The following is a 16,465-nucleotide window of genomic DNA, read 5'->3' on the forward strand; positions in this document are numbered from 1 at the left end:
TACGGGTGCGCAGGGGTTCGCGCTCACGCGGCGGAGCCGCATGTCGGTACGGCCCCGCGCCCCTGAGGTCCGTGCCGGTGCCGTCGGCCGGAGGGGAACGCCTACTCCACCCGCCGCAGCGCGTCCGCCGGGCGCAGTCCGGAGGCCCGCCAGCCGCCGAAGGCCCCCGCGACCAGCCCGCCCGTCACGGCCAGGGCCACCGCCAGGGCGATGGTCGTCGGGCTGACCGGAGCGGTGAGGGCGACGTCGAGGGTCCTCCCCGCAGCCTCACGGCCCGGGCCGCCGAAGCCGCCTCGCACGCCCTCGCCCCCGCCCACCTGCGCCTGCAATGTGGGACTCACGGCCGTCACGGCGTACGCCCCCGCCAGTCCCAGCGCGATGCCCAGCGCACCGCCCACCAGGCCGTTGACCACCGCCTCCCCGACCACCTGCCGCGTCACCCGGCCCGACTTCCAGCCCAGGGCCTTGAGCGTGCCGAACTCACGGACCCGGCGGGAGACCGCCGAGGAGGTCAGCAGACCCGCCACCAGGAACGCGGCGGCGAGCACCACGATCGACAGCCACGTGCCGACGCTCGCGGCGAGAGAGGAGGCCGTGGACAGGGAGCCGGAGACGGTGTCGGCGAGGTCGGCGGAGGTGGTGACCGTCGTACCCGGGATGTTCTTCCCGATCTCCGACTTGACGCTGTCGATCCGCTGCGAGTCGGTGGCCTTGACGTAGATCGTCGTGACCTTGTCCTTGGCGTCGGCGAGCGTCTGCGCCCGCTTCAGCGGGATGTAGAGGTTGGCGGCCGCGTCCCCGCTGTCGGCCGTGGCGATGCCGACCACCTTGAACGTGGTGCTCCTGACGGTGACGGTGGAGCCGGCCTTGAGTTTCTTCTCCTTGGCGTACGCCGCGTCCGCCACGGCGACCTTCGCGTTCGTCTCGCTCGTCGTGAAGGTACGGCCGCTGGTGATCTTCGAGGAGGTCAGTGGGCCGAGGGCCGGTTTGGTGACGTCGGTGCCGTAGACGGAGTAGTTGTTGACGTCGAAGTCGGCACCGCCGCCCTCGACCCGGCCCTGCGGTGAGGGCTGGGCCCCGCCCCGGCCGAAGTCCTGCCCGCCGCCCTCACCCTGCTCCAACCGGCCCCTGGTGAACGCGCCGCTGACCTTGACGACCTGGAGGCTCAGCCCGCCCACCGCGTCCGCGACGCCGCTCTGCGCGTCGACCTGGCCCACGGTCGAACCGGCCAGGGTCTGGAAGCCGCGCACCATCACCCGGTCGCTGCTCTGCTCGCCGCCCGACCCGTCGTCCTGGGCGTCGAAGCGGAAGCGCGGCCGCTGTGCGTCGCTCCCGGCCGGTGCCGCGGCCTTGGTGACGGTCATGTCGGTGCCCAGCCCGTACAGCGACTGCAGCACCTTGTCCTGCGCCCGGCCCATACCGGCCGAGACGGACGACACGACGATGACCAGCGCGATGCCCAGCGCCAGTCCGGAGGCGACGACGAGGGCCGCCTTTCTGCGGCGGCGCAGCTCGCGCCTCAGATAGGTGAAGAACATGGCAGCAAGCTAGGGACGGTCTGTGATGAGGACTTGAGCCGCGCCTAAGAGGTGGATGAGAAGAGGCGAAAAGGCCGCCGCCCACCCCTGGCGAGGGGTGGGCGGCGGCCTTTTCGTCAGCGGAGCCGGCGAACCGTCAGACCGCCGAGCCGGCCTTCCAGTCGGCCCAGTTCATGTTCCAGCCGTTGAGGCCGTTGTCCGGCGCGATGGTCTTGTCGCCGGTGTTCTCGACGACCACCACGTCACCGAGCATCGAGTTCTTGAAGAACCACGCACCCGGGGTGTTGGGGTCGTCGGCGCCCTTGGCGTCCTGCAGACCCACGCAGCCGTGGCTGGTGTTGACGTTGCCGAAGATGGACTTCTGGCCCCAGTAGTTGCCGTGGATGAATGTGCCGGAGCTGGAGAGGCGGATGGCGTGCGGCACGTCCTTGATGTCGTACTCGCCCTTGCCGTCGTCGTCCGTGAAGCCCACGGTCGCGCCGTTCATGCGCGTCTCCTTGAACTTCTCGGACATCACCATGATGCCCTCGTACGTCTTGTTCTCGGGCGAGCCGGCGGAGATCGGGATCGTGCGGACGACCTTGCCGTCCTGCGTGATCTTCATCTGCTTGGTCTTCGCGTCGACGTACGAGACCTGGTTGCGGCCGATCTTGAAGGTGACCGTCTTCTGCTGGACGCCGAAGACGCCCTTGGCTCCCTCGACGCCGTCGAGCGCGAGCTTCAGCGTGACGGTGGAGCCTTCCTTCCAGTAGTCCTCGGGCCGGCAGTCCATGCGGTTGGCGTTGAACCAGTGGCAGGCGACCTCCTGGCCGCCGGTCGTGCTGACCTTGATGCCCTTCTGGACCGCGGCCTTGTTGGTGATCGCCTTGTCGAAGTTGATCGAGACCGGCATGCCGACGCCGACGGTGGTGCCGTCGTCCGGCGTGAAGTTGCCGATGAAGCTGTTGGCCGGGGAGACCGTGGTGAACGAGGCGTTCTCGTGGGCGACGCGTCCGTCGGAGTCCTTCGCCTCGGCCGCCAGCTTGTAGGTGGTGGACCGCTCCAGCTGGCCGGTGGGCTTCCAGCTCTTCTTGTCGGCGGATATCTGGCCGCTGACCTCGGTGCCCTCCGACGTCGTCATCTTCACGTCGGTGAGCGTGCCCTTGCTCACGGTCACGGCTGCGGAGTTGTTGATGGAGGCGTTGTCCGAGCCGTCCTCGGGTGTGATCTTGATCTGGGCCTCGGAGGTCTTCTTCGCCGCCGCCTCGTCGACCTTCGACTGGGAGCTGTCGCCGCCATCGCCCCCGGAGGCGTTGTCGTCGCCTCCGGAACACGCCGAGAGCACCAGCACTCCGCCGAGCAGTGCGGACGCGACCGTCAGGCCCTTGCGCCGCTTACTGACCGTCATCACACGCTTCTCCATCGTTGCCGATTTCCCCAGAACCCCGAGTGTCCCCGTCACAACTGAGTGCCCCCGCCGCCACTCGTGAGTCCTCGTCCCGAACTTTCAACGCTACGACCGGTTCGTCAGGTTCCCCATGTCACGCAGGTGTGGGGATCACCACGTCCGTGACGGACGGTGCGGGCGATACGGGTGCGGTCGGTGCGCCGCTTGAGACGCGAAGACCCCGGGCGGCGGTTGCCGCCCGGGGTCACGATTTTCCCGGACGCTCAGCCGTCGCTGTCGTCGCCATCATCCTCGTCGAGATCCCAGTCGGGCGAATCGGGGTCGTAGTCGATCCGCTCGCTGCTCCAGGAGGCCTGCTGGAGGTCCACCCCCGGCACCTGGCTGACCAGGTCGAACGGGTCCACGAGGTAGGCCAGGGCCTCCGCGGTGTCTTCCGTCACAGCGCTCTCGGCGTGTGCCCGTTCCGACGCCGGCATCTCTGCCTCGTCGGCGATCCGGCGCAGCGCCGACTTGGTGACCGCGTCCGCGTCGTCGACTTCGAGGACGAGTTCCACTCGAAGCCGTACAAAACGTGATGTCTCTGGAGTGCTCATGGCGCGAGCGTACGTCGAGGTCCTCCCGTGACTTTCCCGTGACCCGCGACTTTCACTAACATCGCCCCACACGGCCAATTCGCCAGCGCCACAAGGGGGATCGATATTCCGTGTCATCCGCTCGCCGATCGTTGCTGACCGCCACCGCCGCGGCGTCCCTGCTGGGTGCCCTGTGGTTCGTCCCGTCCGCGAACGCGACGTCGGACTCCCCGGTGAGAGACGCGGTCTCGGTGAGTCCGTCGCCGCAGGTCACAGAGCAGGCGCAGATCGCCGCCACCACCGCGGACGCCTCCGTCGGCGACACCCGCCTCGCCGACACCGGCAGCTTCGACAGCACGCCGTACGTGATCGGCGGGACCTTCTGCCTCACGCTGGGCGCCGGGTTCGTCGTGTACTCGGTGCGCCGGGAACGCCTCGGTTTCTGACGGCGGTTGACGCGGGGACCCGCCGGACGGCAGGGCCCCGCCCGCCCTGACCGCAGGGCGCCCCACGGCCCTACTGGAGCGGCCCGGTGACCTTCTCGACCGCGGCCAGCAGCCGTCCGTCGCGCACGAACGCGTCCGCCGCGGCGAGGTCCGGCGCGAGGTACCGGTCCGGCCCGGGCCCCTGAACTCCCGCTTCCCGTACGGCGTCGATGACCGCCCGCGACGCGGGCGCCGGGGTCAGTCCCTCGCGCAGCTCGACGGCGCGCGTGGCGGCGTAGAGCTCGATGGCGAGGACGCGCGTGAGGTTGTCGACGGCCGTGCGCAGCTTGCGCGCCGCCGACCAGCCCATCGAGACGTGGTCCTCCTGCATGGCGGACGACGGGATCGAGTCGGCGGACGCCGGTACGGCGAGCCGCTTCAGCTCACTGACCAGCGCGGCCTGCGTGTACTGAGCGATCATCAGACCCGAGTCCACACCGGCGTCGTCGGCGAGGAACGGCGGCAGACCGTGGCTGCGGTTCTTGTCGAGCAGCCGGTCGGTGCGCCGCTCGGCGATGGAGCCGAGGTCGGCGGCGGCGATGGCGAGGAAGTCCAGGACGTACGCGACGGGTGCCCCGTGGAAGTTGCCGTTGGACTCGACGCGCCCGTCGGGCAGGACGACGGGGTTGTCCACGGCGGCGGCCAGCTCGCGGTCGGCGACCAGCCGGGCGTGGGTCATGGTGTCCCGCCCGGCCCCGGCTACCTGCGGGGCGCAGCGCACCGAGTAGGCGTCCTGGACGCGGGGGGCGTCGTCCTGGTGGTGCCCGGTCAGGCCCGAGCCCTTCAGCACGGCCAGCATGTTGGCGGCGCTGGCGGCCTGCCCCGGGTGCGGCCGGATGGCGTGCAGCTCGGGCGCGAGGACCTTGTCGGTGCCGAGCAGGGCCTCCAGGGACAGGGCGGCGGTGACGTCGGCGGACCGGTAGAGCGTCTCCAGGTCGGCCAGGGCCATCACCAGCATGCCGAGCATGCCGTCGGTGCCGTTGAGGAGGGCGAGGCCCTCCTTCTCGCGCAGTTCGACCGGCTGGATGCCGTGCGCGGCGAGGAGTTCGGCGGCCGGGCGCACGACACCGTCGGGGCCCTCGGCGTCGCCCTCGCCCATGAGCGCCAGCGCGCAGTGGGACAGCGGCGCGAGGTCGCCGGAGCAGCCGAGGGAGCCGTACTCGTGGACGACGGGGGTGATCCCGGCGTTGAGGAGGTCGGCCATGGTCCGGGCGACCTCGGGCCGGACGCCGGTGTGCCCGGAGCAGACGGTCTTCAGCCGCAGGAACATCAGGGCGCGCACGACTTCGCGCTCCACGGCCGGGCCCATCCCGGCGGCGTGCGAGCGGACGATGTTGCGCTGGAGCTGCGCGCGCAGCTCCGGGCTGATGTGCCGGGTCGCCAGGGCACCGAAGCCGGTGCTCACGCCGTACACGGGGTCCGGCTTGGCCGCCAGCGCGTCCACGATCTCGCGGGCCGCGGCGAGGGCGGCCACGGCCTCCTCGGAGAGCTGGACGCGGGCGCCGCCGCGCGCCACGGCGAGCACGTCGGACGCGGTCACCCCGGACGTCCCCACCACCACAGTGTGCATATCCATATTCAGGAGCGTACGCAGTGAATTCGATGATGTCACCACTGGGGACGGCGTTCGCCCCTTACCGAACGCGTCACACCGCCCGTTGCCGGTGACACCGCCCGGGCCGGGTCAGGGCGCGTGCCGGCCCCGGAACCGCCGGCGCTCCCCGTCCTCCTCCTGGGACGGCTCGTCCGCGAGCCGCACGACGGGATCGTCGGGCCCGGCCCGGCCCGCCACCACCGGCCTGTTCGCCCGCTCGGCCTTGGCCCGGTACTGGGCGGCGTCGGCGAGCCGGAAGAGCCGCCGGGCCGAGCGCACGGGCCCGATCGGGTCCTCGGTGGAGGCGACACCGCAGGCCACCCCGTCGCCGAGCTCCAACTCCGCGGCCCGGCGGCACAGTTCACCGGCCGCCTTGACGACCTGGTCGGCGGGCGGCCCGACCGCGAGCAGACAGAACTCGTCCCCGCCGAGCCGTGCGGCCAGCGCCCCGGGCAGCATGGCCCCGCACAGCGACAGCACCGACCCGAACCGCTCCAGGAGCCGGTCCCCGGCGGCGTGCCCGTGGGTGTCGTTGACCCGCTTGAGCCCGTTCAGATCGCAGACGACGAGACTGACGACGGCCCCGTCCCTGCGGTGCCGCTCGATCGCCCGCTCCAGGCGTACGTCGACGGCACGGCGGTTGGCGAGCCCGGTGAGGGAGTCGGTGAAGGCCAGCCGCCTGGCCTCCTCCAGCCGCTCGGTCTGGGCGATGCCGGCGGCCACGACGGAAGCCAGGACCGTGGCGAAGTCGGCGTCGCCCCGCCCGAAGACGGCCGCACCGGCCGGGCGGGCCACGTAGAGCTCGCCCCAGGCCCGGCCGTGCAGCACGATGGGCGCGACCACGCAGCAGCCGCGGCCCCGGCGGCGCAGGGCGGCGACCCGCTGGTGGCAGTACCCGGACTGCCCCCCGGCGGCGGGCCCCTCGGCGGTCTCCACCCAGGCGTCGGGCTCCCCGCCGCCGGCCCACTGTTCGTGCAGGAACTCCGTGATCTCCGCGAACTGGTGCACCGGGTAGGCCTCGTCCTCCGGGAACTCCTCCTCGCCCTCGGCCAGCTCGCCGACGTTCACGAGGACCCGCAGCCGCCCGAGCTCCCGCTCCCACACCGACAGGGCGGCGAAACTCCCCCCCAGCGCCCGGCACGCCCCGGCGGCCGCGGCACGCCACGCCTCACGCGACCCGTGTGCGGCCGCCATCCCCTGAGCCAACGCGACGACGGCCGCCAGCCGTCTGTCCTCACCCATCACTCCAGGCTAGGGAGTTTCCAGCCAGACTGACCTGTTTACGACGCGAACGGGGACGGCCGACATCGCCCCGGTGCCTACTCCCCCGGCCACTGCGGCTTGCGCCGCTCGTTGAAGGCAGCGACGCCCTCCGCCCGGTCCCCCGAGAACGCCGTGGCCCGCCAGGCCGCGTCCTCGACCTCAAGACCGGCCCGCAGATCCAGCCCCTGCGCGAGCCGCAGCGCCCGCTTCGCCGCCCGCAGCCCCACCGGGGAGTTACCGGCGATCCGGGCCGCCAGCTCCAGCGCCGCCTCCCGGTCCCGCCCCTCCTCCACCAGCTGGTCGACCAGCCCCAACTCGCCCGCCTCCGCCGCCTCCACCCGCCGCGCGGAGAAGATCAGCTCGGCCGCCCGGGCCGCCCCGACCCGCCGCGGCAGCAGCTGCGTGCCCCCACCGCCGGGGATCACCCCGACCGACACCTCCGGCAGTCCCACGACCGCCGTCCGGTCCGCCACGATCACGTCGCAGGCCAGCGCCAGCTCGAACCCGCCCCCGAGCGCGAACCCGTGCACCGCCGCCACCGTCGGCACCGGCAGCTCCAGCACCCCGGTGTACGCCCCCCGCGTCACCGGCCGCTGCCGCAGCAGATCGGCGTCGCTGAACGAGTTCCGCTCCTTCAGGTCGGCCCCGACGCAGAACGCCCGCTCGTGCGTCGAGGTCAGGACGACGGCCCGTACCTCCCGGTCCTCCCCGAGCGCCGTACAGGCCCCGGCGATGGAGCGCGCCATCTCCGTCGACACCGCGTTCATGGCCTTGGGCCGGTCGAGGACGAGCTCCGCGACGTGCCCCTGCTCATGCCGCCGCACCGCCACGAACTCCCCGAACCGTTCCTCACTCATGACACCCTCCGGTTAACGCGGGTTAACAAAGTCGACGCCCAGATCATCGCAGCCGCACCCCACCCGCGAAAGGGCGGACCCCTCCGGTCCGCACCACCCCCCGCCCACCCGTTCGAGTGACATCACCGCAACTCCGGCCCTAACGCCCATGGGAGCGCATAGCGTGCGTCCCCCACGGCGCACAGGGGGCGCAGGTGCATCGGGGAGGGACCATGATGACGACGAACACGCCGGCGAAACCGCACCAGACCACCAGGACCGCCCCGGCACTCCACCGGCGGGAGCCGCCCGCGCCCCACGAGCCGGCCCCGGACGACGCTCCCCGCGCCCGGGGCCGTCACCGCAAGCCCCGCCCCCGCAAGGTCCTGCTCGCCGCCGGTGGCCTCGCCCTCGCAGCGGGCGCCCTGAGCCTGCTGCGCCTGACCTCCGGGCCGGGCCCGGACGCCCGCGCGGCCGAGGCCGGGCCCCGCCCGGAGCCCGTCCACACCGCCACGGACGACGCCATCGGCACGGCCGGGGCCCTCCCGGCGGCCCCTGACGCGAGTCCCTCCTCGCCCGCGGCCCTGGGCGGCCTCACCCCGTCACCGGCCACCAAGGGCGCGCGGCCGTCCCCGTCCACCACGACCGGCACCCCGGCGGACTCCACGGCAGCCGCCCCGGCGCCCACGACCGCCCCCGACACGCCGAACCCGCCGAACGCCCCCGCCCCGGCACCCCCGGACGGCGACACCTCGCGCCCCGCTCCGCCCCCGGCCCCGCCCGCACCGCCGAGCCGCACCACACCGACCCCGGCGCCCGGGCCCGAGGAGGCGGAGAAGCCGCACGACCCGGGCCTGTGCGTGCCGGTCATCGGCCTGTGCGTGGACTCACCGGCCGACCGCCGCTGACCTCCGACCGGCGCGACGGCTGCTACGGCGCGCTGTCCCGCCGCGTGAGCAGCCACGGCTCCACGACGCCCAGGCCGCGCACCGGCCGCTGCCACATCGGCTGGAGCCCGAACCGGTACGACGGGGGCTCCTCGCCCTCCTTCTCCGCCGCCGCAGCCTCCTCGGCCGCCTCCGCCTCCGAGGCCGGGGCGTCCTGCGTACGGATCAGCTCCTCGGCGAAGGCCGTGTCGACGAGGACGGCGTCCTTCGGCGCTATCGAGGTGAGCCGGGAGGCCAGGTTCACGGTCGTACCGAACACATCACCCATACGGGTGGTCACCGTGCCGAACGCCATGCCGACGCGCAGCTCCGGCATCGTCTCGTCGTGCGCCATGGTCTCGATCAGCCGCAGGGCGATCTCGGCTGCCGTGCCCGCGTCGTCGGCGGCGTAGAGCACCTCGTCGCCGAGAGTCTTGATCAGCCGCCCGCCGTTCGCGGCCACCAGGTCGGCGGCCGTCGTCTCGAAGGCCTCGACGAGCTCGCCGAGCTCCTCCTCCTCCATGCGGCGGGTGAGCCGCGTGAACCCGACCAGGTCGGCGAAGCCGACGGCGAGGCGCCGGTCGACCATCTCCTCGTCGTCGGCCGCCTGCACGACCCGGCCGGCCGAGGCGGCGAGCTGCCGGCGCCAGACGTAGACCAGGAACTCCTCCAGCTCGGGCAGGAGCAGCTCGACGATCGGGTACGTCACCTCGGTGCGGGTCATGCCCGGCTCGGGCGGCTCGGTCAGCCCCTCCAGGAAGGAGTCGATCTGCCACTCGGCGAGCCGCGCGGTGGTCTGCCCGGTGGACCGGGCCACCTGCACGGCCATCGCCTCGCTCAGCAGCCCTGCCTCGACGAGACCGGCGAGGCGCCGCAGGGCGAGCACATCGGCCTCCGTGAGGGCCTTGGCCTGGCCGATGTCGGCGAAGCCCATGGCCCGCCAGAAGCGGGAGGCCAGTTCCATGGAGACACCGGCGCTGCGGGCCGCCTGGAACGGGGTGTAGCGGCGCTCGGCGCCCAGGATGAGCCCTTCGAGGCGCAGGGCGAGCGGATCCTCGCCGGAGTCGGCGCCCTGCGCGTCCTCGCCGGAACCCGAGTCGTCGACGGTCACGCGTGTTGCCCTTCCGATCTGTCACGGTCATGTATCGACCGGCCTCAACTCTACGGCAGTGTGCGCCAGCTCACTCCGCCAGGTTCAGCCGAAGGATGAGGTACCCGGCGTCGCGAGAAACTCGGCGCCCGTGCCGCTGCGCCCAGGGGGCTCCGCCGCCACGGGCATGCCCAGCCGCCCAGCCGCGGGCGTGCGTGCCGCCAGGGGCGGCACGGGTGGGCGCAGCGGCACCCCGCTCCGCCGGGCTGCGAGAACGCCCCGTGCTGAGCCCCCACCGCAGCACCTCGAGACGCCGGGCTGCGGGCCCACCCGCCCCGGCACCGACGCAGCAGCAGCCGGCGACGCCGGGACGCGAACCCACCCCGCCTCAGCTCACGCCGGCCTCAGGTGCACGATGTCCCCCGCCCCGACAGGCTCCTGCACCCCCTCCTCCGTCGCCAGTACCAGCCGCCCGTCTCCGTCCACAGCGACCGCTTCACCCACCACGGCCCGGTCCCCCGGCAGCTCCGCCCGCACCTCCCGGCCGAGCGTCGCGCAGCCCGCCACGTACGCCTCCTGCAACCCGCACACCCCCGCGTCACCTCCGGCCTCACGCCATTTCCCGTACCACTCCTCCAGCGAGCGCAGCATCCCCCGCAGCAGCGGATCCCGGTCCGTGCTCACCGCCCCGGCCAGCCCCAGCGAACCCGCCGTCGGCACGGGCAGCTCGTCGGCTTTCAGGGAGACGTTGACGCCGACCCCGATCACGACCCCGTCGTCGCCGGCCCGCTCGGCCAGGATGCCGCCGGCCTTGCGCTCCGCGCCCCCCACCGTGACCAGCAGGTCGTTCGGCCATTTCAGGGCCGTGTCCACGCCGGCCGCCCGCGACAGGCCCGTCGCCACCGCGACGCCCGTGAGCAGTGGCAGCCACCCCCACCGTGCGACCGGGACCTCGCCCGGCGTGAGCAGCACGGAGAAGAAGAGGCCGGAGCGGGGCGGCGCCGTCCACTGGCGGTCGAGGCGGCCGCGGCCCGCCGTCTGCTCCTCGGCGACCAGCACCGCACCCTCGGCCGCCTCGCCCTTCGCCGCCCGGGCCACCAGATCGGAGTTCGTGGAGCCGGTGCGCTGCACCACGTCCACCTCCGACCACAGCCCTCCCTGCCGCACCAGCCCCCGGCGCAGGGCGGTGACGTTGAGGGGCGGGCGGTCCAGGTCGGACCAACGGCTTCCGTTCGGCTCTGATGCATCTCGCGGCGTCATGCAAGCCACCCTAGGTGTGGTAAACGCCGCACTGCCGATGTGGAGGCCCCCCACTACTCTACGGATGAGTAACCGTCCCCCCTTTTGAGCAGGCAGGGAGCCGCATCCCGATGTCCGAGCCGGAAGAGCAGCAGCAGCCCGACATTCACACGACCGCGGGCAAGCTCGCGGATCTGAAGCGACGCATCGAGGAAGCGACACACGCCGGCTCCGCACGCGCCGTCGAAAAGCAGCACGCCAAGGGCAAACTGACGGCCCGTGAGCGGGTCGAGCTCCTGCTCGACGAAGGCTCCTTCGTCGAGCTCGACGAGTTCGCCCGGCACCGCTCCACCAACTTCGGCCTCGACAAGAACCGCCCCTACGGCGACGGCGTCGTCACCGGGTACGGAACCGTCGACGGCCGCCCGGTCGCCGTGTTCTCGCAGGACTTCACCGTCTTCGGCGGAGCCCTCGGCGAGGTCTACGGGCAGAAGATCGTCAAGGTCATGGACTTCGCCCTGAAGACCGGCTGCCCGGTCATCGGCATCAACGACTCCGGCGGCGCCCGCATCCAGGAGGGCGTGGCCTCCCTCGGCGCCTACGGCGAGATCTTCCGCCGCAACACCCACGCCTCCGGCGTCATCCCGCAGATCAGCCTGGTCGTCGGCCCCTGCGCGGGCGGCGCGGTCTACTCCCCGGCCATCACCGACTTCACGGTCATGGTCGACCAGACCTCGCACATGTTCATCACCGGCCCCGACGTCATCAAGACCGTCACCGGCGAGGACGTCGGCTTCGAGGAGCTCGGCGGCGCCCGCACCCACAACGCGACCTCCGGAGTCGCCCACCACATGGCGGGCGACGAGAAGGACGCCATCGAGTACATCAAGCAGCTGCTGTCCTACCTGCCGTCCAACAACCTCTCCGAGGCACCGGCCTTCCCCGAGGAGGCCGACCTGGAGGTCAGCGACGAGGACCGCGAGCTGGACACGATCGTCCCGGACAGCGCCAACCAGCCGTACGACATGCACGCGGTGATCGAGCACGTCCTGGACGACGCCGAGTTCTTCGAGACGCAGCCGCTGTACGCGCCGAACATCCTCACCGGCTTCGGCCGGGTCGAGGGCCACCCGGTCGGCATCATCGCCAACCAGCCGACGCAACTCGCCGGGTGCCTGGACATCAAGGCCAGTGAGAAGGCCGCCCGCTTCGTGCGCACCTGCGACGCCTTCAACGTCCCGGTCATCACCTTCGTCGACGTGCCCGGCTTCCTGCCCGGCGTCGACCAGGAGCACGACGGCATCATCCGCCGCGGCGCCAAGCTGATCTACGCCTACGCCGAGGCGACCGTCCCGCTCATCACGATCATCACCCGCAAGGCGTTCGGCGGCGCCTACGACGTCATGGGCTCCAAGCACCTGGGCGCCGACCTCAACCTCGCCTGGCCCACCGCCCAGATCGCCGTCATGGGCGCCCAGGGCGCGGTCAACATCCTGCACCGCCGCACGATCGCCGAGGCCGAGGCGGGCGGCGAGGACCTGGAGGCGGTCCGCGCCCGGCTGATCCAGGAGTACGAGGACGCCCTCCTCAACCCCTACGTCGCGGCCGAGCGCGGCTACATCGACGCCGTGATCCTGCCCTCCGACACCCGCCGTCACGTCGTACGCGGTCTGCGTCAACTGCGTACCAAGCGGGAATCCCTGCCTCCGAAGAAGCACGGCAACATCCCCCTCTAGCCCGCAGCGAGCCCAGGAGGCCCACATGACGATCAAGGTCGTACGGGGCAACCCGACCCCGGAGGAGCTGGCCGCCGCCCTGGCGGTGGTCAGGGCCCGCGCCGCGGCGGCGGCAGCCGCCCCGCCCGGCGCGCCGACGTCCCGCGATTCCTGGTCCGACCCGTCCCGCATCGCGTCCCACCGCCTGCCCCAGCCGGGGCCGGCGGCGTGGGGCCGCACCTACTGGCCGGGATAGAACTCTCGCCCCAGACGCGCGGGGAACCGCGCACCGGCGGAACAACGCGGGGCGCCGATTTGAGTACCCCTACTCAGGCGCCCCGCCCTGCCGAGCCGCACGCTGGACTCATGCTGTGGTCCGACCCCGAGAACGAACCGCCGAAGGAACTCCGCGACATGCAGGACATGCTCCGGCGGCTGGGCGTTCTCATGGCGTTGGCCGTGTTCCTGGCCATGCTGGTCATCGGCGTGAGGTGAGGCGGCCTCACCCGTGTGACTAACCTGACCGCATGACTGCTCAGCGCCGCAGGCGACTCGTCCTCGCCTCCCAGTCCCCCGCCCGGCTCGGACTGCTCCGCCAGGCCGGCCTCGCCCCCGACGTGATCGTGAGCGGCGTCGACGAGGACGCCGTCACCGCCCCCACCCCCGCCGAGCTGGCGCTCGCCCTCGCCGAGGCGAAGGCGTCCGTCGTGGCGGCCCGGCCGGACGTCAAGGGCGCGCTCGTGATCGGCTGCGACTCGGTGCTCGACCTGGACGGCCAGGCCCTCGGCAAGCCCGCGGACGCCGAGGAGGCCACGGCCCGCTGGAAGTCGATGCGCGGCCGCGCCGGCACCCTCCAGACCGGCCACTGCGTCTACGACACGCTCACCGGCCGCTACGTCTCCGCCACCGCGTCCACGGTCGTCCACTTCGGTGACCCCTCCGACGAGGAGATCGCCGCCTACGTCGCCTCGGGCGAGCCCCTCTACGTCGCGGGGGCGTTCACCCTGGACGGCCGCTCGGCCCCGTTCATCGACGGCATCGACGGCGACCACGGCAACGTCATCGGCATCAGCCTGCCCCTGGTACGGCGGCTGCTGGCGGAACTGGGCGTCGGCATCACGGAGTTGTGGGCGCCGGCGGAGAAGTGACCGGGGACCCGTCGCCGCTCTTGCCGCCCGCGGGCGCGGCGTCGGCGGGTTCGGCCGGACGGTCGTACGTCATCAGCAGCAGCACGATCAGGGCGAGCACCAGCACCATGAACAGGAACGCCGGCCAGCCGACCAGGCCCCAGGTGAACGCGCCCAGCAGGGCGTGCACGACCGCCGCGCTGATCAGCAGTACGCGTCCGAGGCCGGCCGGGGGCCGGTCCCGCAGCGCCACGAGCAGGGCGACCAGGCCGCACAGCGCGAAGTAGAGGCCGAAGGCGATCCCGCCGATCTTCGACGACACCGACATCATGTGCGGGTCAAGACCGGCCAGCGACATCTCCTGCCGGTCGACGACGACCCCCAGGAACCAGTTGAGCGCGGCGACTCCGAAAGCCTCGGCCAACAGCACCACCGCCACGACCCACGCCACCGGCCTGCGTATCACCGGGCCCACCCTCTTCCCCTTTGAGACACCGCGAACGCTACATGGGGGTACCCCCTGCTCCTTGAGCTTGGGGGACGGTAAACCCCGGGGCAAGGGTTTCGGCCGCGGGCAAAGAATCATTGGGCCATTCGTAGGGACTCCACAAAGAAACCGAGTGGCCCGCAGCACGTGATGACAGAGACCTTGACCACAGGAGAGGGCTAGGGTTTCCCGGAGGAGTACTGCGGACCGCGGTGCGACAAGGGATTTCGCGGGTCGAGCGAGCCACGCATCACGCTCCGTGTGGGCAAGCTCACCACTGTGGACGGGTCGAAGTGCCGTGTCGGCAGTCCCTAAACTCGGCTTGTTTCAAGGAGGGAGCCTCAATCGTGCGCAAGGTGCTCATCGCCAACCGTGGCGAAATCGCTGTCCGCGTGGCCCGGGCCTGCCGGGATGCCGGTATCGCGAGCGTGGCCGTCTACGCCGACCCGGACCGGGACGCTCTGCATGTCCGCGCCGCGGATGAGGCGTTCGCCCTGGGCGGTGACACGCCGGGCACCAGCTACCTCGACATCGAGAAGGTGCTGGGCGCCGCCCGCGAGTCGGGCGCGGACGCGATCCACCCCGGCTACGGCTTCCTCTCCGAGAACGCCGAGTTCGCTCAGGCGGTCCTGGACGCGGGCCTGATCTGGATCGGCCCGCCGCCGCAGGCCATCCGCGACCTGGGTGACAAGGTCGCCGCCCGGCACATCGCGCAGCGCGCCGGCGCCCCGCTGGTGGCCGGCACGCCCGACCCGGTCTCCGGTGCGGACGAGGTCGTCGCGTTCGCCGAGCAGCACGGCCTGCCGATCGCGATCAAGGCCGCCTTCGGTGGTGGCGGTCGCGGTCTGAAGGTCGCCCGCACCCTTGAAGAGGTGCCGGAGCTGTACGACTCGGCGGTCCGTGAGGCCGTCGCCGCGTTCGGCCGGGGCGAGTGCTTCGTCGAGCGGTACCTGGACAAGCCGCGGCACGTGGAGACCCAGTGCCTGGCCGACCAGCACGGCAACGTGGTCGTCGTCTCCACCCGTGACTGCTCGCTCCAGCGCCGCCACCAGAAGCTGGTGGAGGAGGCCCCGGCCCCCTTCCTGTCCGACGCGCAGATGGAGGAGCTGTACTCCGCCTCCAAGGCGATCCTGAAGGAGGCCGGCTACGTCGGCGCCGGCACGGTCGAGTTCCTCGTCGGCCTCGACGGCACGATCTCCTTCCTGGAGGTCAACACCCGCCTCCAGGTGGAGCACCCGGTCACCGAGGAGGTCGCCGGCATCGACCTCGTGCGCGAGATGTTCCGTATCGCCGACGGCGAGGAGCTCGGCTACGGCGACCCGGAGCTGCGCGGCCACTCGTTCGAGTTCCGCATCAACGGCGAGGACCCGGGCCGCAACTTCCTGCCCGCTCCCGGCACGGTCACGACGTTCGCCCCGCCGTCCGGTCCGGGTGTGCGCCTGGACGCCGGTGTGGAGTCCGGCTCGGTCATCGGCCCGGCGTGGGACTCCCTGCTGGCCAAGCTGATCGTCACCGGCCGCACCCGCAAGGAGGCCCTCCAGCGGGCCGCCCGTGCGCTGGAGGAGTTCCAGGTCGAGGGCATGGCGACGGCGATTCCGTTCCACCGTGCGGTGGTGAAGGACCCGGCGTTCGCGCCCGAGCTGACGGACTCGTCCGACCCGTTCACGGTGCACACGCGCTGGATCGAGACGGAGTTCGTCAACGAGATCAAGCCGTTCGCCGCGCCGGCCGACGCCGAGGCGGACGAGGAGCCGGGCCGCGAGACGGTCGTCGTCGAGGTCGGCGGCAAGCGCCTTGAGGTCTCCCTGCCGTCGTCGCTGGGCATGTCCCTGGCCCGTACGGGTCTCGCGGCGGGCGCCAAGCCGAAGCGCCGCGCGGCGAAGAAGTCGGGCCCGGCGGCCTCCGGCGACACCCTCGCCTCCCCGATGCAGGGCACCATCGTCAAGGTGGCCGTCGAGGAGGGCCAGGAGGTCAAGGAGGGCGACCTGGTCGTCGTCCTGGAGGCCATGAAGATGGAGCAGCCCCTCAACGCGCACCGGTCGGGCACGATCAAGGGCCTGAGTGCGGAGATCGGCGCGTCGGTGACGTCGGGCGCGGCCATCTGCGAGATCAAGGACTGACGTCCACCCCTGGCGCGGCGCCCACCCCTTCGGGGGTGGGGTCGGGGCCGTGTCGGGGGGTGTCCGTCCTCGGAACGGCGCGATGG

Annotated in this window: 16 protein-coding genes; 7 read left to right on the plus strand and 9 right to left on the minus strand. The window is 72.1% G+C overall.

The features are described from left to right. Nucleotides 1-101: 101 nt before the first annotated feature. From GTY56_RS12985 to GTY56_RS12995, 3 genes are all read right to left on the minus strand, one after another. Nucleotides 102-1,538, minus strand: coding sequence for an ABC transporter permease (locus GTY56_RS12985; protein WP_161365378.1), 1,437 nt, complete (start codon nt 1,536-1,538; stop codon nt 102-104). A gap of 136 nt (nt 1,539-1,674) precedes the next feature. Continuing rightward, on the minus strand, nt 1,675-2,925 hold the full coding sequence (locus tag GTY56_RS12990) for a L,D-transpeptidase (RefSeq protein WP_161365380.1): 1,251 nt from the start codon (nt 2,923-2,925) through the stop codon (nt 1,675-1,677). A 263-nt stretch (nt 2,926-3,188) separates the two neighbouring features. Next, complete coding sequence (locus GTY56_RS12995; RefSeq protein ID WP_161365382.1) at nt 3,189-3,518, minus strand: hypothetical protein; 330 nt, start codon at nt 3,516-3,518, stop codon at nt 3,189-3,191. A 110-nt stretch (nt 3,519-3,628) separates the two neighbouring features. Here GTY56_RS12995 and GTY56_RS13000 point away from each other — a divergent pair, with 110 nt between their 5' ends. Further along, complete coding sequence (locus GTY56_RS13000; RefSeq protein ID WP_346345473.1) at nt 3,629-3,943, plus strand: hypothetical protein; 315 nt, start codon at nt 3,629-3,631, stop codon at nt 3,941-3,943. 70 nt (nt 3,944-4,013) lie between these two features. Here the strand turns inward: GTY56_RS13000 and hutH are convergent, their stop codons facing one another. From hutH to GTY56_RS13015, 3 genes are all read right to left on the minus strand, one after another. Further along, complete coding sequence (hutH, locus tag GTY56_RS13005; RefSeq protein WP_161365399.1) at nt 4,014-5,552, minus strand: histidine ammonia-lyase; 1,539 nt, start codon at nt 5,550-5,552, stop codon at nt 4,014-4,016. A gap of 114 nt (nt 5,553-5,666) precedes the next feature. Beyond that, nucleotides 5,667-6,818, minus strand: coding sequence for a GGDEF domain-containing protein (locus GTY56_RS13010; RefSeq protein WP_161365383.1), 1,152 nt, complete (start codon nt 6,816-6,818; stop codon nt 5,667-5,669). A gap of 77 nt (nt 6,819-6,895) precedes the next feature. Then, complete coding sequence (locus GTY56_RS13015) at nt 6,896-7,696, minus strand: enoyl-CoA hydratase/isomerase family protein (protein WP_161365385.1); 801 nt, start codon at nt 7,694-7,696, stop codon at nt 6,896-6,898. A 212-nt stretch (nt 7,697-7,908) separates the two neighbouring features. Between GTY56_RS13015 and GTY56_RS13020 the strand changes: the two genes are divergently transcribed. After that, on the plus strand, nt 7,909-8,583 hold the full coding sequence (locus GTY56_RS13020; RefSeq protein ID WP_237524737.1) for a hypothetical protein: 675 nt from the start codon (nt 7,909-7,911) through the stop codon (nt 8,581-8,583). Between the two features lie 22 nt (nt 8,584-8,605). Here GTY56_RS13020 and GTY56_RS13025 read toward each other — a convergent pair whose 3' ends face one another. Next, nucleotides 8,606-9,712 carry an adenylate/guanylate cyclase domain-containing protein gene (locus GTY56_RS13025; RefSeq protein ID WP_033311331.1) on the minus strand — a complete coding sequence of 369 codons (1,107 nt, stop codon included), beginning with the start codon at nt 9,710-9,712 and terminating at the stop codon, nt 8,606-8,608. 372 nt (nt 9,713-10,084) lie between these two features. Next, nucleotides 10,085-10,951 (minus strand): biotin--[acetyl-CoA-carboxylase] ligase, encoded by an 867-nt coding sequence (locus GTY56_RS13030; protein WP_161365387.1) that lies wholly within the window; start codon nt 10,949-10,951, stop codon nt 10,085-10,087. A gap of 110 nt (nt 10,952-11,061) precedes the next feature. On the opposite strand from GTY56_RS13030, the gene GTY56_RS13035 reads away from it, so the two are divergent. The 4 genes from GTY56_RS13035 to GTY56_RS13045 all read left to right on the plus strand — a co-directional run bounded on the left by GTY56_RS13035 (nt 11,062) and on the right by GTY56_RS13045 (nt 13,793). Further along, nucleotides 11,062-12,666 carry an acyl-CoA carboxylase subunit beta gene (locus tag GTY56_RS13035; protein ID WP_161365389.1) on the plus strand — a complete coding sequence of 535 codons (1,605 nt, stop codon included), beginning with the start codon at nt 11,062-11,064 and terminating at the stop codon, nt 12,664-12,666. Nucleotides 12,667-12,691: 25 nt separating this feature from the next. Beyond that, nucleotides 12,692-12,901: an acyl-CoA carboxylase epsilon subunit gene (locus tag GTY56_RS13040; protein ID WP_102912725.1), complete on the plus strand. Its 210-nt coding sequence runs from the start codon at nt 12,692-12,694 to the stop codon at nt 12,899-12,901. Between the two features lie 110 nt (nt 12,902-13,011). Then, a complete protein-coding gene (gene mmpB, locus GTY56_RS41130; protein WP_272923362.1) occupies nt 13,012-13,140 on the plus strand; it encodes a morphogenic membrane protein MmpB in 129 nt (42 codons plus the stop codon). Between the two features lie 32 nt (nt 13,141-13,172). Then, nucleotides 13,173-13,793, plus strand: a complete 621-nt coding sequence (locus GTY56_RS13045) for a Maf family protein (protein ID WP_161365391.1) — start codon at nt 13,173-13,175, stop codon at nt 13,791-13,793. Here GTY56_RS13045 and GTY56_RS13050 read toward each other — a convergent pair. Further along, on the minus strand, nt 13,762-14,238 hold the full coding sequence (locus tag GTY56_RS13050) for a hypothetical protein (RefSeq protein WP_161365393.1): 477 nt from the start codon (nt 14,236-14,238) through the stop codon (nt 13,762-13,764). The genes GTY56_RS13045 and GTY56_RS13050 overlap by 32 nt on opposite strands. A 368-nt stretch (nt 14,239-14,606) precedes the next feature. Here GTY56_RS13050 and GTY56_RS13055 point away from each other — a divergent pair, with 368 nt between their 5' ends. Further along, nucleotides 14,607-16,379 carry an ATP-binding protein gene (locus GTY56_RS13055; protein WP_161365394.1) on the plus strand — a complete coding sequence of 591 codons (1,773 nt, stop codon included), beginning with the start codon at nt 14,607-14,609 and terminating at the stop codon, nt 16,377-16,379. Nucleotides 16,380-16,465 lie beyond the last annotated feature (86 nt).

Source organism: Streptomyces sp. SID5643, assembly GCF_009872555.1.
Taxonomy (GTDB): Bacteria; Actinomycetota; Actinomycetes; order Streptomycetales; family Streptomycetaceae; genus Streptomyces; species Streptomyces iakyrus.